The sequence below is a fragment of the Pseudomonas sp. ML96 genome (assembly GCF_000761545.1).
In the GTDB taxonomy this organism is placed as follows: domain Bacteria; phylum Pseudomonadota; class Gammaproteobacteria; order Pseudomonadales; family Pseudomonadaceae; genus Aquipseudomonas.
In genome coordinates this window covers 184,347-206,629 of sequence record NZ_JPMY01000012.1, presented here as the reverse complement: position 1 = coordinate 206,629, position 22,283 = coordinate 184,347, and the positions used below count along the sequence as shown (strand labels likewise).

Below are 22,283 nucleotides of genomic sequence, written 5' to 3'. Positions count from 1 at the left end.
TCCGGATGCCCTTCTGGTCCCTGAAAATTGGCCGCAGTATCCGTTAAAGGCGGGTGATGTTCAACACGTCACCCGACAGGCTGACCTGCACCGATTGGCCCCACAGAGGATCGCGGCGCAGCTCCTCGGCGGTCTTGTACTGACCGGCCACGGAGAGCATTTCGGCGCCCATCTGCTGGCAGAAGATGCGCGCTCTGGCGTCGCCCTTGACGCCGGCCAGGGCGCGCCCGCGCAACGGGCCGTACACATGGATATTGCCGTCGGCGAGAAGTTCCGCGCCGGCACTGACCGGGGCCATCACCACCAAGTCACCGCCCTGGGCGTAGATCTGCTGGCCACCACGCACCGGGCTGGTGATGATCTTGGTCGGTTTGTACTGCGGCTCGGCCGGTTTCTCTTCCTTCTTGCGCGCTTCCACCGGCTCGACCAGCTTCTCGCGGGCGCCGGACGGCGGCAGTACCGGGATATCGAGTTCGTTGGCGGTAGCGATGTCGTCTTCGCGGCTGGCGCGGATGGCCAGGGTGCGCAGGCCGTGGCTGCGGCAGACTTCCATCAGCTTGGCCAGGTCGAGCTCACCTTCGCCTTCCGGCAGCTTGTCCAGGGCCAGCACCAGCGGGGTGTTCTGGAAGAAGTTGGGCGCCTGCGCCACTTTGTCGGCCAGTTGCCGGTCCAGGCGCTCGAGGTCGTTGTGCGCCAGTTCCAGCACGGTGATGGCGAGCATGCTGCCCTTGAGCTGGAACACGGGGTCTTGGTCGAGGAGATCGGCTTGGCTCATGGTCTGCCCACTGCATTGAATGGGCACGACTTATAACGATAAGCCCGCAGCGCCGCAAGCCGAGCGGACTTCTGTAAAATGCCGGGTTTTCTCGCTTGCCCGGAATCATTCATGGACCGCCCGCAATTTCGCGCCTCATTCCTTCACCCGCGTTTCTGGGCCCTGTGGCTGGGCCTGGGGTTGCTGTGGCTGACCGTGCAGCTGCCGTACCGGGTGCTGCTGGTGCTGGGGCGTGGCCTGGGCGCGCTGATGTACCGGGTGGCCGGTTCGCGGCGGCATATCGCGCGGCGCAATCTTGAACTGTGCTTTCCGCAACTGAGTGAGGCCGAGCGCGAGCGTCTGCTGCGCGACAACTTCGCCTCCACCGGCATTGCCTTCTTCGAGATGGCCATGAGCTGGTGGTGGCCCAAGGCGCGGCTGGCCAAGCTGGCGCATATCGAGGGGCTGGAATACCTGCAGCAGGAAGGGCAGGGGGTGATCCTCATGGCCCTGCACTTCACCACCCTGGAGATCGGTGCGGCGCTGCTTGGCCAGCGCCAGACCATCGACGGCATGTACCGCGAGCACAAGAACCCGCTGTTCGACTTCGTCCAGCGCCGCGGCCGCGAGCGTCACAATCAGGACGCCTCAGCCATCGAGCGCGAGGATATCCGCGCGATGCTCAAGGTGCTGCGCGCTGGCCGCGCCATCTGGTACGCACCGGACCAGGACTACGGTCCCAAGCAGAGCATCTTCGTGCCGCTGTTCGGCGTCACCGCCGCCACGGTCACCGCGACCACCAAGTTCGCCCGCCTGGGTAAGGCACGTGTGGTGCCCTTCACCCAGGAACGCCTGGCCGATGGTTCCGGCTATCGCCTGGTGGTCCATCCGCCGCTGGCCGACTTCCCCGGCGAGAGCGAAGAGGCCGATTGCCTGCGCATCAATCAGTGGATCGAGCAGGCGGTGAGTGCTTGCCCCGCGCAGTACCTGTGGGCGCACCGGCGCTTCAAGACCCGCCCCGAGGGTGAGCCGAGGCTGTACAAGCGCAAGAAGTAGCGGGCCCCTATACTCGCTAGAAAAAAGCGGAAGCGCCCATGACCGAAGCAGTAGAAGTAGCCAAGCCCGTCACCGGGCTGATCCTCTCCGGCGGCGGGGCGCGAGCGGCCTATCAGGTGGGCGTGCTGGCGGCGATTGCCGACCTGCTCGGCGACACCTGTCGCAATCCCTTCCCGGTCATCGTCGGCACCTCGGCCGGCGCCATCAACGCCGTCGGCCTGGCCTGCGGCGCTCTGCATTTCGCCAGCGCCGTGCAGCGCTTGAACCAGGTCTGGCAGGCCTTCCACTGCAGCGATGTGTACCGCAGCGACTGGTCCGGCGTGCTACGCCAGGCCGGGCGCTTCTTCGGCCATAGCCTGCTGGGCATGGGCAAGGATCTGCCGGTGGCGCTGCTCGACAGCTCGCCGCTGGGTGGCCTCCTCGGTCGTGAACTGGATTTCTCCGGCATCGCCGCAGCGGTGCGCATGCGCCAGCTGCGTGCGGTGGCGGTGACCGCCTTCGGTTACGAGAGTGGCCAGGCAGTGACCTTCTACCAGGGCCGCGCCACCATCGATCCCTGGTTCCGCCACCGTCGTGTCGGCGTGCCTACGCGCCTGAGCCTGGAGCACCTGCTGGCCAGCGCAGCGATTCCGTTGATCTTCCCGCCGGTGAAGGTCAACCGCGAGTACTTCGGGGATGGCGCGGTACGCCAGTCGGCGCCGATCAGCCCGGCCCTGCACCTGGGCGCCAACCGCGTTCTGGTGGTGGGGGTGAGCGGCAATCCGTTAGGCAAGGGCTCCAACCAGCAGGTGGTGCGCCCGCGCAGCGGCCTGCCGCCGACCCTGGCACAGATCAGCGGTCACATGCTCAACAGCACCTTCATCGACAGTCTGGAGGGCGACATCGAGACCCTGGAACGGCTCAACCACATGAGCCGCCTGGTGCCCTCGGGCTTGCATCCTCGGGGCCTGGGCCTGAAGCCGGTGGATGTGCTGGTGATCTCGCCGAGCCAGCCGCTGGACCAGATCGCCGCGCGCCATCGCCACGAGCTGCCCAAGGCCATGCGCTTCTTCCTGCGTGGGCCGGGGGCGACCCGTGCCAGCGGCGCCGGTGTGCTCAGCTACCTGCTGTTCGAGCCGGGCTACTGCAGCGAGCTGATCGAGCTGGGTTACCAGGACGCCATGGCGCAGAAGGGCGCGCTGTGCCGCTTCCTCGGCCACAGCGAAGTGGCCGCCGAGGAAGCGCCGGTGCTGTCCGCGCGTTGAGGTTCAGGCGGTCAGACGATCATCGCGAAAATCACGCAGCGCCTGCTCGATCTCCTCGCGGCTGTTCATCACGAATGGCCCGTACTGCACGATCGGCTCGTTGAGCGGCGTGCCGGCGATCAGTAGCACCTTCGCGCCGGCGACGCTGCCCATCTCGATGGCGCCACTGTCGGACAGGCGCGCCAGGCGGCTCTGGCCGACAGTATGGCCATTCACCGCCAGCTCTCCTTCGTAGACATAGAGCATCACCCGCTGGCCATCGGCTAGGCGCGGCGCCAGGCGGCTGCCGGCCGGCAGGTGCAGGTCGAACAGTTGCGGCGCGGTATGTGGGCGCTGCACAGCGCCGTCCTGCTGGATCTGGCCATCGTCGAAGTGGCCGGCGATCACGGTCACTGCAACCCCATCGGCGGTGGTCAGACGGGGGATTTCCTCCGGCGCATAGTCGCGGTAGCCGGCGTCGCCCAGCTTGTCCTTGGCTGGCAGGTTGAGCCACAGCTGGAAGCCGCGCATCACGCCTTCTTCCTGCTCCGGCATCTCGCTGTGGATGATGCCGCGGGCGGCGGTCATCCACTGCACGCCGCCACTGTTGAGCAGGCCGACGTTGCCCATGTGGTCCTCGTGGCGCATGCGGCCTTCGAGCATGTAGGTGATGGTCTCGAAGCCGCGGTGCGGATGCGGCGGGAAGCCGGCGATGTAGTCGTCCGGGTTCTCCGAGCCGAACTCGTCGAGCATCAGGAAGGGATCGAAGCGCTCGATGCCGGCACCGCCGATGACGCGGGTCAGGCGGACACCGGCGCCGTCCGAGGCGGGCTGGCCGATGTGCTGGGCGAGAACTTGGCGGAATTGGGTCATGGGGCACCTCCATCTGTGGAATGTGCCCATGCTAGCGCTGTTGGTTAGATCAATGGTTGCAAGTTTTACCGGTTATCAATCGAGTAATTAGATTACTCGGCGATCTGCAGCTTGCGCGCCTCGCGGTACACGTAGCGCACCTTCTCGTACTCGAACGGGCTGTTCATCTGGCCGTAGCGGAAGTTGGTGGTATGGCGCATGTCCACCACCTTGAGCACGGTGATCTCGGGGTGGTCGCTGCTGACTTCAGCCACGTTGAGGTAGTTGATCTGGTTCTCGGCGACGAAGTCGAACACCTTGCCGCCGGTGTCGCGCAGGTTGGATGGGCCGAGCAGTGGCAGCATGACGTAGGGGCCGTCCGGCACGCCGTAGAAGCCCAGGGTCTGGCCGAAGTCCTCGCTCTGCTTGGGCAGGCCGATGCGGCTGGCGGGGTCCCACAGGCCGGCGACACCGACGGTGGTGTTGACCAGCAGGCGCCCGGTGGTCTGCAGCGAGCGCTTGCCCTTGAACTGCAGCAGGCTGTTGAGCAGGTTGGGCACATCGCCCAGGTTGCCGAAGAAGTTGCTCACCCCACTGCGCACGAAGCCCGGAGTGACGTAGCGATAACCGCGCACCACCGGCAGGAACACCCACTCGTCGAAGCGGTAGTTGAAGTGGTAGACCCGGCGGTTCCACGACTCCCAGGGGTCGTAGACATGCAGGGCATCGAGGGTCGAGCGCTCGAACTCGCGCTGGTCCAGGTAAGGGTTGAACTGCAGCTGCTGCATGGGGTTGGTGAAGCCGTCCGCATCGGCGACGGGTTCGTCGGCCTGGGCCAGACCGGCGGCGAGCAACAGGGCGAGCGGGAACAGGTACTTAGCCACGGAAGAACTCCAGCATGGCGTCGCTGTTGACGCGGTAGTTGAGGTTGCCGCAATGCCCGCCACGCGGGTAGACGGTCAGGCGCTCGCCGAAGGTGCGGCGCAGGAAGCCGAGATCGCCCGGGCCGAGGATCAGGTCGTCGGCGTTGTGCATCACCGCGATCTTGGGACTGTTCTGCAGATAGCTCTCCAGGGCGTACAGGCTGACCTGGTCGTTGAGCTGCAGCAGGCTGCCGCCATCGTATTTCTTGCGCCAGTAAGGCAGCAGCTGCTCGACGATGTAGCAGTCGAAATCACACTGCAGGGCGCGCTTGAAGAAGGGGGTGAGGCTGGTGCCTTCGCTGATCGGGTAGCTGCGCGGGGTGATCAGACCGCGGCGGTTGATCAGGTCGGCGGTGAAGGCCATGTCCGAGACCGAGAAGCGGAACGAGCTGCCGATCAGCATGGCCAGTTGCTCGTTGCTGAGTTTCTGCCCGGACTGCTGGAAGTCGTAGAGCATGGCCTCGTTCATGTCGATGTAGCCCTTCTCCTCAAAGTAGCGCGTGAGCTTGGTGAGGATCAGCTCGAAGTAGTTGGTGCTGTCGTCGACGCCCTTGACCCGGGTCTGCACCAGGCGGTCCAGGTTGCTCACCGAGGTGTACAGGCTGACCGGCGGGTTGAGCAGCAGCACGCGCTTGAAGTTGAAGCTGCGCAGCTCCTCGTCCAGTGCGCTGACGAAGGCGGCGTTCAGCGCGCCGAGGCTGTAGCCGGTGAGGTGGTATTCGCTGACGTCGAGGTCGGGTTGCTGCGCGCGCACGGCCATCATCACCCGGTACAGGTCCTCGGCGTCCTGGCGTGACAGCCCGGGCGTGGCGGTGCGTGAGGCGGCACTCATGAAGTCGTAGCTGGTCGGTGAGGACAGCTGCACCACGTGGTAGCCGGCGCCGTAGAACAGGCGCTTGAGCTCTTCGGTCTTGCCGCTGGCGTAGCTGGCGCCGGTGCCGGAGATGATGAAGATCAGTGGCGCGCGGCCCTTTTGCTTGGCCAGGCGGTAACGCAACTGCGTCACCGGCCAGAAGTTGTCTGGTAGCTGGAACTCGCGCTCGGGGCGCAGCTTGAGGTTGTAGTCGGCCTGGTCGATGTCATCGTCGCTCGGCACCTGCGGGCGCAGCTCCGGCGGGGTGCCGGCGATGGTCGCCTCGAACGGGTTGGCCAACGGGTAGCCATAGCTGGCGACATCGATGTCGGCCGCCATGGCGGATGCACCGAACAACAGGCTGCCGACAAGGGCAGCGCAGGAGGCAAAACGGGACATGGCCTGATTCCCTGGCAAAGGACTGCTGAAGTGAATACCGGCGTTATGACAAGCGCAAGTGCCGGGAAGTGCCGCTTCGTTTAGTCCAGCGCGCTGAGGTGCTCCACCCAGATCAGTTCGCAGGCGCCCTGGCCGGTGTCGTCACGGCTCAGCGAGCTCTGCCAGCGGAAGCCGTCGTCGCCATCGACCCGCACCAGTTGCCCCTGCAGGGCGATGCGCTGGCCGGGTTCGACGCGCTCCAGCGCCCGGGCCACCGCCTTGTCGGCCGGGATCAGATGCATGTTGGCGCTGTGGGTTTCGATGTCGCGGCGTGGGATGGGGAAGTCAGCGGTGCGCCAGCGATACCAGCGATTGCCCTGGCTGATATCGATGCGCGCCAGCACCTGCGGATCGGCCATGGGACCCCAGCCCAGCGCGAGGTCGGTGGGCGAGACCTTGGCGCCGCGGTCGAAGCGATAGTCCTCGCGGCTGAGGACCAGGGCTTCCAGCTGGAAGGGTTGCAACGGGGTGATGGTGTGGCCGTTGAGGCGGATCACGCCATTCGGCACGCTCACCTGCGGCGCCTCGCCCGGCGGGCGCAGCCACTGCCAGCCGAACGCGAAAAGCGTCAGTAAAATCAGGGCGAGCAGCAGGCGGCGGGCGTTCATGACGGCAATTCTAGTGTTCCGGTCTTGCGCTCGGGCGCGAGCGGATTAAGCTGGGCGCCTTTTTCGGACCACCGGAGCGCCATGATGTCCCGCCATTTTCCTCTTCTGCTGCTGTTGCTGGTACTGCCGCTGTGGCTGGCGGCCAGTTATGGCGTGCGTTTCGCCCTGATGGAGGACGGCCAGTGGGTCGGCCTCTGCGTCGAGCAGGCTTCGCGCTGGGAATGCCAGGCCCGCGCTAGCCTCGGCTACCTGATCCACTTCCGGGTGATCGCCTGGACTGCCCTGGTTCTGGCCGTGCTGGCCTTCGTCGCGCCGGGCAAGATCGGCCGCGTGCTGGCTGGCCTGGCGCTGCTGTTCGGCATCCCGGCGCTGGTGCTGTACAGCGCTAGCCTCGCGGTGTTCGCCCTGGTCCTGGCTGGTCTGCGTCTGGTACGCGCGCCACGCGCGGCCTGACGTTTCCTAGTCGCGCGGCGCCGGGCAGGGCTCGGATGCGCCGCGCTGCAGACGAATCTGCAGCGGCGTGCTGAAGGGGATGAGGGCGGTCTGGTAGCCAGCCGCCGTCACGCACCATTCCCAGTAGTAGACCAGGCGACCATGCAGGAACATGACTTCGGCCTGCCACTCATGCTGGCTGGCGAAGCGAGCGATGCCCTCGGCATCGGTGCTGCGCGTTTCGCGCGATTGTTCGAAGGGTGTCGGATGGGCGCGGGCGATCAGCGTGACGTTGGCGCCGACCAGCGCCTGCCCCTGTTCGTCCAGCACCTGCAGCTCAGCCTCGGGCTGGGTGGTGCGGTAGGCGGGGTAGGGCACGCAGGCGCTCAGGCCGAGGGCCAGTAGCGCCGAGAATAGTGCTCTGGGCATCCTTGCCCTCCGTTGTCAGCCGCGCGAGTGGCGCAGGCTGCGCCACAGGGCGATGACCAGCAGCGCGCAGGTCAGCGCCCAGCCGATGGCTTGCAGGTTGTGCAGGCCTTCCTGATACAGCTGCGGGGCGATGCCGGCGCCGACGATGGCGGTCAGCAGGGCGATCTCACGGCGCGGGCCGCGTACTGGACGGCACAGGTAGACCAGCGCCGGCAGCAGCAGGGCCAGGCTGGGGAAGCTGCGATAGCGCGAGTCGAACACCAGGCCGAGCATCAGCACCGCACCGGCGAAGCCGGCGGCGGCCAGCCACCAGCCCCCACGGGCCTCCAGCCAGGCGAAGGCACGTTCGCGCCAGCCGCCACGGGCCGACAGCGCCAGCACGGCATGGGCCAGTACCAGCAGATTCAAACCAACCAGGGCCGCGGCCCACAGCCACTCGCCCCAGTAGCGGCTGGTGATCAGTGCCAGCTCGCTCCAGCCGAGGATGCTGGCGGCGCCGAGGGCGGCGGTAAAGGGCAGCAGCAGGGCGGTGCGGGTCGAGGCCGGGCGCCCGGCGAGGACCAGCGCGGCGAGCAGCAACAGGCCGCTGGCACCCAGCCACAGCGGCCAGTGCGGCAGGTTGGATACCGGGCCGGCGAGGATGCCCTTGTCCTGGCGGTCGGCGTCGAACAGGCCCCAGTAACCACCGACGGCGCCTTCGCTGTCGCGCTTCCACGGCTGGTCGAAGGCTTCGATCAGGTTGTACTTCCAGCCGTTCTCCTCGGCCATCTTGACGAAGCCGCGGATGAACAGCGCCTCGTTGACCCGGCTCGGCAGTGCGGTCTCGCGCTGGCGGCCTTCACTGGGCCAGCCGGTCTCGCCGATCAGAATGTCTTTCGGTGCATAGGCGGTGCCGAAGCTGCGGCGCACGTTGGCGACCTGGTTCAGCGCGGCGTCGATACCGGTGGGATCGTCTTCCCAGTACGGCAGCAGGTGGATGGTGATGAAGTCCACCGCCGGTGCCACTTCCGGGTGCTTGATCCAGAACTCCCAGACATCGGCGTAGGTGACCGGCTGCTTGACCTGGCCTTTGACCTCGGCGATCAGCTTGGCCAGTTGGGCACCGGTGACTTCCTTGCGCAGCAGCGACTCGTTGCCGACGATCACCGCATCGACCACGTCCGGGTTGGCGTTGGCGGCTTTGACCAGGGCGTCGATTTCCTTCTGGTTATCTGCCGGGTTGCCGTTGATCCAGGCGCCCAGCAGCACTTTGAGGCCATGCTTGCGGGCGATGTCCGGCAGCATTTCCAGGCCGGTCATGGAGTAGGTGCGTACGCACTCGAAGCGCTTGGCCAGCTGGGTGAAGTCGGTTTCCACCTGTTCCGGACGGATCTGGAAGGGCTGGTCGAAGGGCGACTGGTCCTTGCCGAACGGCGTGTAGGAGGCGCACTGCAGCTTGTGGGTGGGCGTGGCGGCATCGGCGAGGATCACCGGCTTGCCGACCCAGTACCAGGCGGCGCCAAGCGCGGCGAGGGCGAGCAGGAGGGCGAACAGGTACGGCAGGAGAGGGGCGCGCGGGCTAGTGGTCATGGCGTCTGCGGATGCGAGGTGGCAAAGCCGCGCATCTTAGCGGAGCCGCGCGCCCGCGGACAGCGGCGCTCAGGCGTGATGATGCAACCAGGCGTGTTTGGGAATATCGCTGCCGCTGGCCTTGTTGCCTTCGATGCGTTTCCAGACCTTCTCGTGGAAGTAGAAGCCCACCGAGTTGCACAGCGGCTCGACCGCCGCGACCAGGCCGCCGACTGCAACACTGCCGGTCAGGGCGTAGGTGACGCTGAAGGCGATGCAGAAGTGCATGAGGGTGAAGGTCACTGTCTTGAGCATGGCGCACCTCAATGAATGAGAATTGTTCTTCGTTGAGGTGCAAGATAGTCCCCAGCAGGCGTCAGGAGAAATCGGCCTTGCCCATGGTTTCGATAGTCAGGCTATATCGATTTTAGGAAATCGATTTTTGCAGGCCGGTGTTCGGCTGGTAGCACTTCGCTGCCGGCGTGACCCGCCTCGAAGTCGGTGAGGAACTGGGCGAGCTCCTCCAGCGCTATCGGTTTACTGAGCAGGTAGCCCTGGATGAAATCGCAGTTCAGTTCGCGCAGGAAGGCGAGTTGCGCTGCGTTTTCCACCCCTTCCGCAACCACCTTGAGGTTGAGGGTGTGGGCCATGCCGACGATGGCCTGGACGATCTGCCGGTCGGCGTTGGCCTCGGGCAGTTCGAGCATGAAGGAGCGGTCGACCTTCAGGGTGTCCAGCGGCAGGCGCTTGAGGTAGGCGAGGGACGAGTAGCCCGTGCCGAAGTCATCGATGGAGATGCTCACGCCCAGATCGCGGATGCGTTGCAGCAGGCTGAGGGCCTGGTTGACGTTGCTCATCAGGGCGTTCTCGGTCACCTCCAGCTCCAGGCGCTGGGCGCGCAGGCCGGAGTTCTTCAGTGCCTGGGCCACCTCGTCGGGCAGGTCGTCGTGGCTGAGGTTGAGCGCCGAGCAGTTCACCGTCACGCGCAGCTCATGGTGCGCATACTTGCTGCTGAGCTGGCGCATGTCCTGGCAGGCGCGGCGCAGAACCCAGGCGTCCAGTTCGCCGATGAAGCCGTTGGCCTCGGCGATGCCGATGAAGCGGTCGGGGGAGAGTAGGCCCAGGCGTGGATGCTGCCAGCGCACCAGGGCCTCGACTTTGCCGATATGGCCGCTGTCGAGGTCGAGTATCGGCTGGTAGTGCAGCAGCAGGCCGCGGTCCTTCTTCAGGGCCTGGCGCAGTTCCTCTTCCAGCTCCAGCTCCATGCTTGCCTTGTTGCGCAGGTGCTCGCTGAAGAAGTGTACGGCGTTGCGCCCGCTACCCTTGGATTGGTAGAGGGCCAGGTCGGCATGCTTGAGCAGTTCCTCGCAGGTCTCGCCGTCGCGCGGGTAGATGGCGATGCCGACGCTGGTGGTCATCACCATGTGCCGGCGAGCCAGGGTGATCGGCTTCTTCATCCGCGCCATGATGCGGCGTGCCAGGTTGCGTGCCTCCTCGATGCGATTGAGGCTGACCAGAATGCAGAACTCGTCGCCGCCGAAGCGCGCGACCACGTCCTGATCGCGCAGGGTGCCGCGAATGCGCTCGGCGACTTCCTTGAGCAACTGGTCGCCGGCGTCATGACCGAGGCTGTCGTTGATCCGCTTGAAGTGATCGATATCGAGGAACATCAGCGCCATTGCCTGGCCCAGCTGGGCGTGGCTGCGCAGCTTCTCGGCGAACACTTCGTTGAACGAGCGGCGATTCAGCAGGTTGGTCAGCGGGTCGTAATGGGCGGCTTGCTGCAGCGAGGCGCGTGCCTGGTTGAGCTGGTTGAGCAGCGAGTTGACCCGCAGCAGGTCGCGCTCCTTGTGCTGCAGCTTGCGATCGGCCCAGGCGGCGCCGAGCCCGCCACCGATGGCGAAGAGGGCGATCAGGCCGATGCTCAGGCCCAGCTGCAGGGTGTTGCCGGTGCTCTGCAGCTGCAGCGGAGTGCCCAGCGGCACCACCATTTCCAGCGCCCACATGCCGGTGAAGTGCATGGACACGATTGCGCCGCCCATCACCAGGCTGGCGGCGATGCGCAGCAACTGGTGCAGCAGGCCGTCACGACCACGGAAGAACAGCGACAGCTGCAGGGCGGCGAGGCTGGCGACGATGGCGATGACTACGGACAGGGCGAACAGCTCCGGGCGGTAGTACAACTGGGCTTCCGAGCGAATGGCGGCCATGCCGCTGTAGTGCATCAGGGCGATGCCCAGGCCGATGCACAGCGCCGCCAGCAGGCGCTGGCGCAGGGTCGGGTGGGATTTGGCCAGGCCGGGCATGGCCAGCAGTGCGGCCAGCAGCACCACCAGCAGGGAGAAGATTGTGGTCGGGATGTCGTAGCTCACCGCCACCGGGGCCTGGAAGGAGAGCATGGCGATGAAGTGCATGCTCCAAACGCCGCCGCCCAGGCTCAGGGCGCCGACCGCGCACCAGTTGCGCCGTGCCTCGAAGCGATCGGCATGGCCGGCACGCTCGGCGAAGCTCAGGGTGGCGTAGCCGGCCAGGCAGGCGACCACATACGAGAGCACGACGAGGCCCGGGACGTGGCTGCAGTCCAGGAGGATTTGTGCCCCCTCGGGCACGGCGGTGAAAAAGCGCAGACCCAGCCAATCCATAGCAGGTGACCTCGGGGGCAGAGTGCAGGGGACTACAGGCTCAGGAAATTCTGAGTATAGACGGCCGTACCAAATTCCAATTGCGTGATGCTTGGCCTCTAAGACTTTGGTCGAGAAGGGGCTTTGGCTACGACTAAGGTCGTCTGTCTCGCCTACGCGGTCGCTCGCAGAGTGGCTCCACCCGTAAATCGTGCTGTGGAGGACAACAACAATGAACGACAGCGTCTACAAGCGGATTGAACAGAGTCCGCGCTTCAAGGAGTTGGTCGCCAAGCGCGACCGCTTCGCCTGGATCCTATCCGCCATCATGCTCGGCCTGTATGTGGCCTTCATCCTGCTGATCGCCTTCGACCCGCAACTGCTCGGTACCCGCATCAGCGACGAGTCGCCGATGACCCTGGGCATTCCGCTGGGCGTCGGCCTGATCCTCTCCGCCTTCGTGCTGACCGGCATCTACGTCAAGCGTGCCAACGGCGAGTTCGACCGTCTGAACCAGGAAATCCTGGACGAGGTGCAGAAATGATCGCGCGTCTTCTCACTGCCATCGGCCTGCTGGCCGCCGCACCGGCGTTGTGGGCTGCCGGTGCCATCGAGGGTGAGGTGCAGCGCCAGCCGCTGAACGTCGCCGCCATCGTCATGTTCGTGGTGTTCGTTGGCGCCACGCTGTGCATCACCTACTGGGCCTCCAAGCGCAGCAAGTCCACCGCCGACTTCTATACCGCCGGCGGCGGCATCACCGGTTTCCAGAACGGCCTGGCGATTGCCGGTGACTACATGTCGGCAGCCTCGTTCCTGGGTATTTCCGCCCTGGTATTCGCCTCCGGCTACGACGGCCTGATCTACTCGATCGGCTTCCTGGTCGGCTGGCCGATCATCCTCTTCCTGATCGCTGAACGCCTGCGCAACCTCGGCAAGTACACCTTCGCCGACGTCGCCTCGTTCCGCCTCAAGCAGAAGGAAATCCGTACCCTGTCCGCCTGCGGTTCGCTGGTGGTGGTGGCCTTCTACCTGATCGCGCAGATGGTCGGCGCCGGCAAGCTGATCGAGCTGCTGTTCGGCCTCGACTACCACGTCGCCGTGGTCCTGGTCGGTATCCTGATGGTCTGCTACGTGCTGTTCGGCGGCATGCTGGCTACCACCTGGGTACAGATCATCAAGGCCGTGCTGCTGCTGTCCGGTGCCTCGTTCATGGCGCTGATGGTAATGAAACACGTCGGCTTCGACTTCGGCACCCTGTTCACTGAAGCGGTGAAAGCCCACCCGAAAGGCGAGGCAATCATGAGCCCCGGCGGCCTGGTGAAAGACCCGATCTCGGCGATCTCCCTGGGTCTGGCACTGATGTTCGGTACCGCTGGCTTGCCGCACATCCTGATGCGCTTCTTCACCGTCTCCGACGCCAAGGAAGCCCGCAAATCGGTGTTCTACGCCACTGGCTTCATCGGTTACTTCTACATCCTGACCTTCATCATCGGCTTCGGCGCGATCCTGCTGGTCGGCACCAACCCTGACTTCAAGGACGCCTCCGGCATCCTGATCGGCGGCAACAACATGGCGGCGGTGCACCTGGCCGATGCCGTGGGCGGCAGTCTGTTCCTCGGCTTCATCTCGGCCGTGGCCTTCGCCACCATCCTCGCCGTGGTTGCCGGCCTGACCCTGTCCGGCGCCTCGGCGGTGTCCCACGACCTGTACGCCAGCGTGATCAAGAAGGGCAAGGCCAACGAGAAGGATGAGCTGCGCGTGTCGAAGATCACCACCGTGGTCCTCGGTGTGCTGGCCATCGGCCTGGGCATCCTGTTCGAGAAGCAGAACATCGCCTTCATGGTCGGCCTGGCCTTCTCCATCGCCGCCAGCTGCAACTTCCCGGTACTGATCCTCTCCATGTACTGGAAGAAGCTGACCACTCGTGGCGCCATGATCGGCGGCTGGCTGGGTCTGATCACCGCCGTGGTGCTGATGATCCTCGGCCCGACCATCTGGGTACAGATCCTCGGCAACGCCACTCCGATCTACCCCTACGAGTACCCGGCGCTGTTCTCCATCGCGGTGGCCTTCATCGGTATCTGGTTCTTCTCGATCACCGACAAGTCCCATGCCGCCAGCGAAGAGCGTGCCCGCTTCTACCCGCAGTTCGTCCGCTCGCAAACCGGCCTCGGCGCCAGTGGTGCAGCGGCTCACTGATACATTGCTCCGTGTGAACTGGGCAGCCTTCGGGCTGCCCTTTTTTATGAGCGAGATTAAAGCGGGAGCTTCAGATGGCCTTGGTCGGCGAGCTTTGCCAGTGCAGAGGTAGTTGCAGGGTGAAGCAGGCGCCACCTTCGCTGCGGTTGCTTGCGGTCAGGCTCCCGTGGTGCCAGTGCGTGAGCGTCTGGGCAATGGACAAGCCAAGCCCTACACCGGCACTGCGATGGCCGTTGCTGCCGCGGAAGAAGCGCTCGAACAAGCGCTCCATGTCCTGCTCGGAGATGCCGGCGCCGCCATTGAGCACCTGGCAGCGAAGCATGCCGTCTGCGCTGTCGATGCGGATATCGATATCCGAGTCGGGAGGGCTGTACTTGTCGGCGTTGGAGATCAGGTTGGAGAGAATCTCTGCGCACCACATCCGATCGCATTCGATCCACAGTGGCTGGGGCGTGCCTGGCGCCACATGCAGGTTGACTCGACGTTCGGCGAGCAGGTCGCCGAAGCTGTCCAGCGAGAGGCCGACCACTTCCAGCCAGTCGCAGCGCACGATTTCAAGCTCGATGCCCTTGCTAGCGCTCTGCTCGCCCAGGCGCAGTCCCTGGAGTACCCGGGCGATCAGCTGATTGAGCTGTCGCACCGAGCGGCGGATACGCTGTGAGCGTGCGGCGACGCTCTGCTCCAGTTCGACGCTGTTGTCCTGGCGTAACAGGCGCTGAGCGCTGGAGTCGATCACCGCAAGCGGTGTACGTAACTGGTGCGACATCACCGAGACGAAGTCGCGATAGCGCAGGCGTGTAGCTCGTTCGGTCTCCAGCGCATCGAGCAGTTCGCGCGCCTGGGCATTCTGGCGGGCGCCTTCTTCCAGCGCTTCACGCGTGTGCTTCAGGCTGCGGAGCAGCTGCCAGCAGAGCACGCCGCCCGAGGCCATGACGCAGTAGATGAAGAAGATCAGCTGGCGTAGCAGTCGCTTGTAAGCGTCGCGTCGTTCGCCACTCTGTTCTCGCTCGGTCTGCATGATCTGCCGGCCAAGGTCATGCAGCATGGTTTGCACCAGCGCGAAGTCAGGCTTGTTCGAGTAAACCATGGCCTTCACCTGCAGAAGCTGCTCGAGTACCCCTGCTTCTTTCATGAACACGGTTTGGCTCGGAGCCAGGAGGACCTCGAGACGTCCACGCAGCAATGCACGCTGCAGTACCGGGTTGCCGCGATGGCCGGCAACGGCGCCTGGAGCGATATGTGCCTGCTGCAGCAGACTGCTCTGATAGGCAGCCTGGGATGCAGCCCAGACCATGTTCTCGCCGAGGTCTTCGCTCAGGTCGTGTTGCAAGTCGAGCATCGCTCTGAGCGTATAGCCGGTCAGCCCAATGAATAGCAGCACCGAACCGAAGGCCAGCCCCTTGAGCCAGTGCGAACCGGTCACCGCTTGCTGTCCGCGAGGTCTGGCAGGGCCCAGCCGGCGGCGAGAATCAGCGCTACCAGGTCGCTCTGTCGTGTTGCGCCGGTCTTCTGGAACAGGTTGCGCAGGTGGAACGCCACCGTGGTGTTGGTGACGCCGAGATCGCCTGCCACTTCATCCGAGCGGCGGCCTTGGGCCAGTAGCTGCGCCACGCGTGCTTCCGTACGGGTCAGGCCGAATAGCATGCGCAGTGTCTCGAACTCGGGCACCGGGCGGCTCTGTGCACTGCAGATGAACAGGGCGAACAGCGGTTGGTCGCTGGAATCCAGACGCAGCATGCTGACCAGCACGTTGTCGCCTACATGGCGCATTTCCAGGGTCTGGACGAGCCGTGTGCCCGCCGGAGCCACAGTCAGCTTGCAGATGTTCTGCTGCAGGCGTTGCACCGCTGCCGGTGAGGCCTCGGGCCAGAGCAGGCGGCCGCCGGCGTTGACTTGCCAGAGGCCATTTTCCTGCATCAGCGTCTGCGCCTTGTGGTTGGCATATAGCAGCATCAGCGACTCGTCACACAGCAGCACGGCGCCCGGCAACTGGGCCAGCACGTCACGCATTCGATCGATCAAGCTCTCCTGGCCCAAGTTGCGTACCCGTCCCACCTGGTCCAGGCGCGCGCTGATGGTCGCCAGCAGGAGGTCGTAGTCGACCGGCTTGACCAGATAGTCGTCGACACCCTGGCGTTTGGCCTGCAGCAGGTCGGCGCGTTGCCCCAGTGCGGTCAGAAAGATGAAGGGTTTGGCGGCGAGATCGGGGCGTTTTTGGCGAATGTACTGGTGCATGAAGTAGCCGTCGGGCTGGTCGTCGTTGCCCAGCATCACGTCGCACAGCACCAGGTCGGGAGTGAACTCCTGCAGGTGCGCCAGCGCTTGTTCGACCGAAGATGCCGCCCAAACCTCGTAACCCGCAGCACAGAGCTCCTCTTGCAGGTCGGTCAGCAGGGTCTGCTCATCTTCGATGCACAGTACGCGCACCTGGTTGGAGGAGGCGTTCATGGCTCGACCACTATTTCGCGCAGCATCCATACCCAGCGGTGATCGAGGCGTTGGTCTTGCAGTTCTTCGAACTGATCGCGCGGGTAGATGACCCGCAGTGGCCCAAGTGTCTCTACCGACAGCTCCTTGCCGTCGGCGCTATGGGCCAGCAAAACGTCCCAGCGTGAAAAATCCTCGCTGGTCAGATCTGCGCGGTAGTCGTCCCATGAAAGCAGGCGAATCGGCACCACCTTGTCTGCGGGCACACCCAGCAGGGCCAGTACATCGCGCATCAGGGGCCCTTCCCAGACTGTAGGGGTGGGCGAGAGCGTGGTGCTGGTGGTCAAGCGTGCCTGGGAGAGTGCGAGTACCTGCTCACGCTCCAACTCGATCACCTTGTTGCCCATGCGCAGTGTCAGCATCGGGGAGAAGAGTTCTTCCGCCATGGCACTGGAGCCCATCAGGCTCAGCCAGGCGCAGAGCAGCACTGTCAGCAGACGCCGCGGCGTGCCGTCCTCCATAGCTTTTGCAAACATCGATGTGTCGCCTCTTGCGGCCGGGCGCACCGGCCATTCTTGTCTTTATGTGGGTCGAACATTGCCCGGCAAATGACCGCCGGCCCTCCTGCAAAGCGCGGACCATAACAGAATTTTTTTGACGCACGCAGCCGTTCTGGTCGAGCGGCAGAGGATTAGTCAAAACACTGACGAAGCGTCTGGAACCGGCTAAGTGCCAGACCAGGCAGCAATTTTCAGGTCAGAACCTATCCGAACAAACGGGGAATCCATTTTCATAACTGGGATATCGTTCAAAAAACGACGAGTGGTACGGAACTTTTTTGTACTTGGGGTGGGTGGTGCTCGCGCAATCCTCTCGGCAGTCGTTTTCAGCCAATAACAACGCAGCGCTTCCCAGGAGTACCCGCATGTCCATCAAATCTCGCGTTCGTCAGCTCGGCCAAGGCATGACCGAGTACATCATCATCGTGGCGCTGATCGCCATTTCGGCCATCGTGGTTTACAACCTGTTCGGTAGCACCGTGCGTGAGCAGGTCGGTGATATGGCTGCTGAACTGGGTGGTGGCGAAGCCAGCACGGCTGCTGCGACCACAGGTAATGATGCGAAAGCCGCTGCAGCGAACAAGTCCAACCTGAGCAACTTCAAGCAGGAAGAGCGTAAGTAAGCCTGACCCGAGAGGGAGGCGGCGAAGGTGCGTCGAGCGCGGCAGCGCGGGCAGTCCATGGTGTTTGGGCTGCTCTTCATGGGTATTGCCGTGATAGCTCTGATTCTGCTGTTCAATCAGGGCATCCTGACCCGTGACCGCGTGCAGGTGGAGAACGCCGCCGATGCCGCCGCCTATTCCCAGGCCAAGTTATTTGCCCGCCACCAGAACCTGATCGCCTATACCAACCGCGCCATCGTCGCCAACGAGCTGTCGATCGGCCAGGTTGTGGCGCTGATGTCGTGGTCCAAGCGCTACGCCAACATTCCGCGCTGGGTCAACAGCTTTCCGGCCTACCAGGTGCCGATACTGCTGATCCCGCCCAAGCCGTCGATTGCCGACGTGCTCAATGCCGTCACTTTGCCTTACCAGATACTGGGCTACGGTGTACGAGCCGCCGCCACACCGGTGATGAAGATCTACCCGGATGTGGTGTCGAGCTTCAACATGATCATGGGCTTCTTCCAGAAGGCCTTTGCCATCGCCACTTTCGAGGCGCAGGCGCGCATTCCCGGCGAGATCGTCAAGCAACACCAGTTGAACAAGCCCGGCGACAAGCTGGAGGTGGCGCCGCTATCCACCATGCTGCTTGTGCAGAACTTCATCCTTACCTATTTCGCCGACTACCTGCCCATCGATGCGCTGCTGGAGCAGGTCAGAGGAGCTAATAGTGGGGCAGGGGGCGCGGCTGGCGGTGGAGCAGCCGGTGGCACCAGTGGCGGCTCTACGACCGATCCGGCGCCGAGTGACGACGATCTGCTGGCCGATTTCTTGGGTGGTGTCACGCCTGGTTCGATGCTGGTCAACCTGGCCCCGGAGATGCACAACAAGACGGGCACCAGCAAATCCAAGGACATGACCACCACCGGTGAAGCCTCGCGCTATTTCGCTGCGACCATCAACGAGCAGCGCAATGCCTGGCTGTCGGACCGTACCTTCGATGCGGCGGTTGGCTTCTCCACGCCGGAGATCAGCCTTCCGCTGGGCTTCATCAACATCAAATTCAGCTTCGGTTTCGAGGTTGGGGTCTTCAACAACGGTGGTACTGCCTACGTATACAACCCGTTGAGCACCTCGTCCGCTGGCAAGGCCATTCCGGTGTTTGGCTGGAGTTCGTTGGACTTCAGCTCGATGGGCTTCAAGCTTGATGTGAATCTGGCAATTGAGCTGTGCCTGCCGGGACTGGGTTGCATCACCATCTTCGACGATGGCATCAATTTCGGGCTCGGCCTGCCGTTGGGTGGGGCGACTCAGCAACTGGTCACCAACGTTGGTGACCAGTATCTGTTCGGCCCGCAGTGGGGTTCACCGGCTCAGGGGATACTTTCGAGCAAGTTCCGCCCCTATGGCGAGGCATTGCACCCTGTGCATGCGGTGACCTACGGCTGGGGCATCTTCCCGTTGATGATCTACGGCACCAACCTGGCCGAGGACGTCAATACCGGCTACAGCGGCTCACCATCGTTCTTCGTGCTCGGCGACGACCATGCCGAGACCGGGCGCAGCAAGGAGTTCACCGTCGCCGTCTCCAAACCGTTGACGGCCATTCGCACCAGTGACAACCCGGACAGCCTGAACCTTAGGCCGGTCGCGGACAGCTCCAATGTGCTCAATCGCAAGGGGCGTTTCGCGCTGCAGACCGAGGGTGTGGATGACAACCCCCTGGTGTTCCTATGGGGCGATGGCGAGCGGATGATGACCATTTCCTCGGCTGAGACCTACTTCGCCCCGCCGCCCGGGCGCGAGGAGTCGCCCAACCAGTACAGCCCGTTCTGGGATGCTCGCCTGCGTGAGCCCAGCCAGATCGTGCAGTTCATGGCCTCGGGCAAGATCGATCTGACCCAGATTCTCAACGTCACTCCGGCGAATGTGGCGGGTTACCTGTTCGACCTGGCCCGGCAGTTCGTCATTGAACCGGGTCGTGACCGCCTGCTGGACAAACTGCCCCCACTGATCAAACCAGCGGCCAAGCCGGTATTGGAAAAAATCACCGACGAAGTGCTGGACCAGGCCAAGGCAGGCGTCAGCGGAGCACTGGAATGAGCATGGGCCAGCAATGCCGGGGCCAGGCGATGGCCGAGTTCGTGGTGATGACGGCCGGCTGCCTGTTGTTGCTGTTCGTGCTGGTGCCGGTGGTGGCCAAGCTGTCCGACATGGCTTACAAGTCCCAAGAGCTGGCGCGTTATACCGCCTGGGAGCGTACGGTCTGGTACAGCCCCTATGGCAAGGAAAAGGAAGATCTACCCAGTCAGATCGATACCAAAGATGGCTATCTGGCGACTCGCTCCGACGCCGCCATTCGCAACAGTGCCGAACAGCGCCTGCTGCCTTTCGAGAAGACGACCCGCAGCTTCGCCGCCACTGACATCGACACACCGACGGCCACCAACAAACTATGGCGCTGGACCCACAGTGGCCAGGCAATGACCAGTGCCGGTAGTACAGCGAACGGCTCCAGTCTGGCCAGCTCGGCTACGCCGTCGCTGTCTTACTCGATTCTCGATACCTACAACGGATTCATGGGTGGAGTGGCCAAGGCGGTCAGCATCTTCAGCTTCGGCCACGGCGATGACGACCTGCTGCAGATTGCCCACCCGACCCAGAACTTCTACAGATCGTCCGTCGACATTCCCGTGCCCTTGAGCAAGGGGCAGCTCGGTGGCAAGCCGCTGTTTGGTGACACGTACATCGGCCAGCTCGATGTGCGAGCCAACTCCGCAGTGCTGGCCGACGGCTGGGTAGCGCAAAGCGAGGAGCACTTCCGCGAGAAGTCCGACGATTTCGTGCTCGGCACGCTGGTCGAGGACAACCCGATCTGGGGGGTGGTCAAGAGCCTTATCGGAATCTTTGAACCGTCGTTCAAGGATGTGAACTTCGCCCCGATCAATACCGAACCGATGCCGGACGGCGATGTGAACTGCAACGTAACCACCGGCTTCTGCTACTTCAAATGAACATACCTTCCCGACTCCTACCCGCCGCATTGCTCCTGGCCTGCTTCAGTGCCCAGGCCGACTGCGACTACGACGATTTTCCGCGCATGGACGGCATGCTGGTCAGTTCGCTAGGCGACAACGTGCAGTGGAACCATGCGGCCATGAACGGGCGTGGTTTTCGCGTTGCTGCCACTCTGGAGCAGGTCAAGGCGTTCTACGCGGACGAATGGCAGGAGGCTGTGGACTTCACCCAGTTCGATGGTTGGGACCAGATTCTGCACATCAACAGTCGCTGCATGATGATGGTTCAGGTCAAGGCACAGAACGAGCGTTTCAGCTACGGCCGCATGCTGCTGACCAACCCGCCAGCCAACGGCGCTGGTGATCAGCCACTGGGCCTGGGCATGCCGGTGCCGCCAGGCGCGCAGGTCATCAGCGATATGCGCAGTGACGACGATATTCGTGAAGGGCGCATGGTGCTCCTGCTGGGCGAGGATGATCTGGAGGCCACTCGTGCCTGGTACGAAGCCGAGCTGGTCCGCCAGGGCTGGGTGGCCGAGGGGCGCAGTAACCAGGGCAACGCTTTCGTTCTCAGTTATGCCAAGGGCCGCGAGTTGATGACCGTCGGCTTGATCCGTGCTGATGGTCGCACGCAGATTCTGGTCAACAGGATGGACCGCTGATGAACCGCATTCGTCAGTTGGGCCAGTCGATGACCGAGTACATGGTGGTGCTCGGTGTCACCGGCGCGGCGCTGCTGGCTTCCACCACCGATGTCACCAAGTTGTTCGACAACGTGCAGCGTGGCTACCGCACCCAGTCCAGCGAAATGAACAAGGTGCAGCTCTACAACAACACCAAGGTGCGCTTCAACGAGAACGATAGCGAGGAAGACGACTACGACGATGGTGACACGCCACCGACAGATAATACGCCGCTACCCGATGCCGCCTCTCAGCTGCCGTCTATCGAGTGGGTCTACGACGCGGACGGCAATCAGTTGGGTCGAATGGATGGCGACATGCTGATGGATGGCGCCGGCAACATTCTCGCCTGGTGCCAGCGTACCCAGTCTGGCGACTGCGTGTTTGTCGACGAGAACGGCAACATCATTTATGGCGGTGCGTCGAGCACGCGCCAGTGGGTCGACGAGAACGGTAACGAGCTGCCGTTGATGGCGCTGACCTCGGGTGGTCAGGTTCGCGGCTTTGCCTATCTGTACAAGAACAAATACTACTCGGCAGACCAGCGCAAGCTGCTCGATCCGCAGCCAACCGGATATACCGCCCTGCCGATGCGCAGAGTGGTGGAACTCGACGGCAAGGGTGCACCACAGACCGCCGGCTACGAGCTGGGTGGCAGTCTCTACTCGCTGAAGAGCACGCTTTCCTCCCCAATCGGCACCGCAGTGGGCAGCGAGGGTACGGAGCTGGTGACGGTGAAGTTCGTCAACGCCCCGAACAGCAACTGGACCGGCTACTCGCCGTGTCTGGTGATGCCTGGCGGTTGGAACAGCAACATCGCCAGCGGTGCAGTGCTCGATCCAGTAGTGAACAAGAGCCTTGTGGACAAATTCAACGACCCATCCATCCGCCTTACCAGTGATGGCGTGGGCGGCTTCATCAATGGCGCCACCAGTGGCAATTGCGGAGGCGGTAGCACGGTGACGTACACCTACGATCCGGCTTTGAGCTACTGGACGTTGACCAAATAACCCACTCCAGCTGCCAGGGCGAGAGAAGGGAACAGGGCTTTAACAAGA

The 22,283-nt window shown here is 63.7% G+C and carries 22 protein-coding genes; 10 read left to right on the top strand and 12 right to left on the bottom strand.

The annotated features are described in order from the left end of the window. Window positions 1-43 precede the first annotated feature (43 nt). On the bottom strand, window positions 44-775 hold the full coding sequence (minC, locus tag IP89_RS10610; protein ID WP_043309450.1) for a septum site-determining protein MinC: 732 nt from the start codon (window positions 773-775) through the stop codon (window positions 44-46). A gap of 111 nt (window positions 776-886) precedes the next feature. Between minC and IP89_RS10605 the strand changes: the two genes are divergently transcribed. Together IP89_RS10605 and IP89_RS10600 are read left to right on the top strand one after the other, a co-directional pair. Next, window positions 887-1,810 carry a lipid A biosynthesis lauroyl acyltransferase gene (locus IP89_RS10605; protein ID WP_043309449.1) on the top strand — a complete coding sequence of 308 codons (924 nt, stop codon included), beginning with the start codon at window positions 887-889 and terminating at the stop codon, window positions 1,808-1,810. Between the two features lie 38 nt (window positions 1,811-1,848). Next, on the top strand, window positions 1,849-3,054 hold the full coding sequence (locus IP89_RS10600; RefSeq protein ID WP_043309448.1) for a patatin-like phospholipase family protein: 1,206 nt from the start codon (window positions 1,849-1,851) through the stop codon (window positions 3,052-3,054). Between the two features lie 3 nt (window positions 3,055-3,057). Here IP89_RS10600 and IP89_RS10595 read toward each other — a convergent pair whose 3' ends face one another. The 4 genes from IP89_RS10595 to IP89_RS10580 all read right to left on the bottom strand — a co-directional run bounded on the left by IP89_RS10595 (window position 3,058) and on the right by IP89_RS10580 (window position 6,707). Beyond that, on the bottom strand, window positions 3,058-3,906 hold the full coding sequence (locus tag IP89_RS10595) for a pirin family protein (RefSeq protein ID WP_043309447.1): 849 nt from the start codon (window positions 3,904-3,906) through the stop codon (window positions 3,058-3,060). Window positions 3,907-3,998: 92 nt separating this feature from the next. After that, on the bottom strand, window positions 3,999-4,769 hold the full coding sequence (locus IP89_RS10590; RefSeq protein ID WP_043309446.1) for a VacJ family lipoprotein: 771 nt from the start codon (window positions 4,767-4,769) through the stop codon (window positions 3,999-4,001). Continuing rightward, entirely contained in the window at window positions 4,762-6,060 is a 1,299-nt protein-coding gene (locus tag IP89_RS10585) for a serine/threonine protein kinase (RefSeq protein WP_043309445.1), read from the bottom strand. Before IP89_RS10585 ends, IP89_RS10590 begins: the two co-directional genes overlap by 8 nt. Window positions 6,061-6,140: 80 nt before the next feature. Continuing rightward, window positions 6,141-6,707, bottom strand: coding sequence for a hypothetical protein (locus IP89_RS10580; protein WP_043309444.1), 567 nt, complete (start codon window positions 6,705-6,707; stop codon window positions 6,141-6,143). An 84-nt stretch (window positions 6,708-6,791) separates the two neighbouring features. On the opposite strand from IP89_RS10580, the gene IP89_RS10575 reads away from it, so the two are divergent. After that, entirely contained in the window at window positions 6,792-7,160 is a 369-nt protein-coding gene (locus IP89_RS10575; RefSeq protein WP_043309443.1) for a hypothetical protein, read from the top strand. A gap of 6 nt (window positions 7,161-7,166) precedes the next feature. On the opposite strand, the gene IP89_RS10570 is transcribed toward IP89_RS10575, so the two are convergent. From IP89_RS10570 to IP89_RS10555, 4 genes are all read right to left on the bottom strand, one after another. Continuing rightward, window positions 7,167-7,568 carry a carboxypeptidase regulatory-like domain-containing protein gene (locus IP89_RS10570; protein ID WP_052081033.1) on the bottom strand — a complete coding sequence of 134 codons (402 nt, stop codon included), beginning with the start codon at window positions 7,566-7,568 and terminating at the stop codon, window positions 7,167-7,169. Window positions 7,569-7,583: 15 nt separating this feature from the next. Further along, a complete protein-coding gene (locus IP89_RS10565; RefSeq protein WP_043309442.1) occupies window positions 7,584-9,137 on the bottom strand; it encodes a beta-1,6-glucan synthase in 1,554 nt (517 codons plus the stop codon). A gap of 69 nt (window positions 9,138-9,206) precedes the next feature. Further along, window positions 9,207-9,431, bottom strand: a complete 225-nt coding sequence (locus IP89_RS10560) for a DUF2061 domain-containing protein (protein WP_043309441.1) — start codon at window positions 9,429-9,431, stop codon at window positions 9,207-9,209. 101 nt (window positions 9,432-9,532) lie between these two features. Beyond that, entirely contained in the window at window positions 9,533-11,758 is a 2,226-nt protein-coding gene (locus IP89_RS10555) for a bifunctional diguanylate cyclase/phosphodiesterase (protein ID WP_052081032.1), read from the bottom strand. Between the two features lie 211 nt (window positions 11,759-11,969). Between IP89_RS10555 and IP89_RS10550 the strand changes: the two genes are divergently transcribed. Beyond that, entirely contained in the window at window positions 11,970-12,281 is a 312-nt protein-coding gene (locus IP89_RS10550; RefSeq protein ID WP_043309440.1) for a DUF485 domain-containing protein, read from the top strand. Further along, window positions 12,278-13,936 carry a cation acetate symporter gene (locus IP89_RS10545; protein WP_043309439.1) on the top strand — a complete coding sequence of 553 codons (1,659 nt, stop codon included), beginning with the start codon at window positions 12,278-12,280 and terminating at the stop codon, window positions 13,934-13,936. The genes IP89_RS10550 and IP89_RS10545 overlap by 4 nt, the downstream gene beginning before the upstream one ends. A 70-nt stretch (window positions 13,937-14,006) precedes the next feature. On the opposite strand, the gene IP89_RS10540 is transcribed toward IP89_RS10545, so the two are convergent. Genes IP89_RS10540 through IP89_RS10530 form a run of 3 tightly spaced genes read right to left on the bottom strand, consistent with a single transcriptional unit; the run spans window position 14,007 to window position 16,899 of the window. Further along, window positions 14,007-15,359: a sensor histidine kinase KdpD gene (locus tag IP89_RS10540; RefSeq protein ID WP_043309438.1), complete on the bottom strand. Its 1,353-nt coding sequence runs from the start codon at window positions 15,357-15,359 to the stop codon at window positions 14,007-14,009. Beyond that, window positions 15,356-16,384, bottom strand: a complete 1,029-nt coding sequence (locus tag IP89_RS22760; protein ID WP_052081031.1) for a response regulator — start codon at window positions 16,382-16,384, stop codon at window positions 15,356-15,358. The genes IP89_RS10540 and IP89_RS22760 overlap by 4 nt, the downstream gene beginning before the upstream one ends. Further along, window positions 16,381-16,899: a molybdopterin-dependent oxidoreductase gene (locus IP89_RS10530; protein WP_081963221.1), complete on the bottom strand. Its 519-nt coding sequence runs from the start codon at window positions 16,897-16,899 to the stop codon at window positions 16,381-16,383. The genes IP89_RS22760 and IP89_RS10530 overlap by 4 nt, the downstream gene beginning before the upstream one ends. A 389-nt stretch (window positions 16,900-17,288) precedes the next feature. On the opposite strand from IP89_RS10530, the gene IP89_RS10525 reads away from it, so the two are divergent. The 5 genes from IP89_RS10525 (at window position 17,289) to IP89_RS10505 (ending at window position 22,235) form a co-directional block, all read left to right on the top strand. Next, window positions 17,289-17,546: a Flp family type IVb pilin gene (locus tag IP89_RS10525; RefSeq protein WP_043309437.1), complete on the top strand. Its 258-nt coding sequence runs from the start codon at window positions 17,289-17,291 to the stop codon at window positions 17,544-17,546. Window positions 17,547-17,636: 90 nt separating this feature from the next. Continuing rightward, the gene (locus IP89_RS10520; RefSeq protein ID WP_156115025.1) at window positions 17,637-19,628 is read left to right on the top strand and encodes a hypothetical protein; all 1,992 of its coding nucleotides are present in this window, start codon (window positions 17,637-17,639) and stop codon (window positions 19,626-19,628) included. Beyond that, window positions 19,625-20,539, top strand: a complete 915-nt coding sequence (locus tag IP89_RS10515; protein ID WP_156115024.1) for a hypothetical protein — start codon at window positions 19,625-19,627, stop codon at window positions 20,537-20,539. The genes IP89_RS10520 and IP89_RS10515 overlap by 4 nt, the downstream gene beginning before the upstream one ends. Then, window positions 20,536-21,204: a hypothetical protein gene (locus tag IP89_RS10510; RefSeq protein ID WP_156115023.1), complete on the top strand. Its 669-nt coding sequence runs from the start codon at window positions 20,536-20,538 to the stop codon at window positions 21,202-21,204. The genes IP89_RS10515 and IP89_RS10510 overlap by 4 nt, the downstream gene beginning before the upstream one ends. Next, window positions 21,204-22,235, top strand: coding sequence for a hypothetical protein (locus tag IP89_RS10505; RefSeq protein ID WP_043309433.1), 1,032 nt, complete (start codon window positions 21,204-21,206; stop codon window positions 22,233-22,235). Before IP89_RS10510 ends, IP89_RS10505 begins: the two co-directional genes overlap by 1 nt. Window positions 22,236-22,283: the final 48 nt, after the last annotated feature.

Bases quoted from the DNA above. Each gene is read 5' to 3' on its own strand.
- minC (WP_043309450.1), bottom strand. From the start codon at position 775: ATGAGCCAAGCCGATCTCCTCGACCAAGACCCCGTGTTCCAGCTCAAG.
- IP89_RS10605 (WP_043309449.1), top strand. From the start codon at position 887: ATGGACCGCCCGCAATTTCGCGCCTCATTCCTTCACCCGCGTTTCTGG.
- IP89_RS10600 (WP_043309448.1), top strand. From the start codon at position 1,849: ATGACCGAAGCAGTAGAAGTAGCCAAGCCCGTCACCGGGCTGATCCTC.
- IP89_RS10595 (WP_043309447.1), bottom strand. From the start codon at position 3,906: ATGACCCAATTCCGCCAAGTTCTCGCCCAGCACATCGGCCAGCCCGCC.
- IP89_RS10585 (WP_043309445.1), bottom strand. From the start codon at position 6,060: ATGTCCCGTTTTGCCTCCTGCGCTGCCCTTGTCGGCAGCCTGTTGTTC.
- IP89_RS10580 (WP_043309444.1), bottom strand. From the start codon at position 6,707: ATGAACGCCCGCCGCCTGCTGCTCGCCCTGATTTTACTGACGCTTTTC.
- IP89_RS10575 (WP_043309443.1), top strand. From the start codon at position 6,792: ATGTCCCGCCATTTTCCTCTTCTGCTGCTGTTGCTGGTACTGCCGCTG.
- IP89_RS10570 (WP_052081033.1), bottom strand. From the start codon at position 7,568: ATGCCCAGAGCACTATTCTCGGCGCTACTGGCCCTCGGCCTGAGCGCC.
- IP89_RS10565 (WP_043309442.1), bottom strand. From the start codon at position 9,137: ATGACCACTAGCCCGCGCGCCCCTCTCCTGCCGTACCTGTTCGCCCTC.
- IP89_RS10560 (WP_043309441.1), bottom strand. From the start codon at position 9,431: ATGCTCAAGACAGTGACCTTCACCCTCATGCACTTCTGCATCGCCTTC.
- IP89_RS10555 (WP_052081032.1), bottom strand. From the start codon at position 11,758: ATGGATTGGCTGGGTCTGCGCTTTTTCACCGCCGTGCCCGAGGGGGCA.
- IP89_RS10550 (WP_043309440.1), top strand. From the start codon at position 11,970: ATGAACGACAGCGTCTACAAGCGGATTGAACAGAGTCCGCGCTTCAAG.
- IP89_RS10545 (WP_043309439.1), top strand. From the start codon at position 12,278: ATGATCGCGCGTCTTCTCACTGCCATCGGCCTGCTGGCCGCCGCACCG.
- IP89_RS22760 (WP_052081031.1), bottom strand. From the start codon at position 16,384: ATGAACGCCTCCTCCAACCAGGTGCGCGTACTGTGCATCGAAGATGAG.
- IP89_RS10530 (WP_081963221.1), bottom strand. From the start codon at position 16,899: ATGTTTGCAAAAGCTATGGAGGACGGCACGCCGCGGCGTCTGCTGACA.
- IP89_RS10525 (WP_043309437.1), top strand. From the start codon at position 17,289: ATGTCCATCAAATCTCGCGTTCGTCAGCTCGGCCAAGGCATGACCGAG.
- IP89_RS10515 (WP_156115024.1), top strand. From the start codon at position 19,625: ATGAGCATGGGCCAGCAATGCCGGGGCCAGGCGATGGCCGAGTTCGTG.
- IP89_RS10510 (WP_156115023.1), top strand. From the start codon at position 20,536: ATGAACATACCTTCCCGACTCCTACCCGCCGCATTGCTCCTGGCCTGC.
- IP89_RS10505 (WP_043309433.1), top strand. From the start codon at position 21,204: ATGAACCGCATTCGTCAGTTGGGCCAGTCGATGACCGAGTACATGGTG.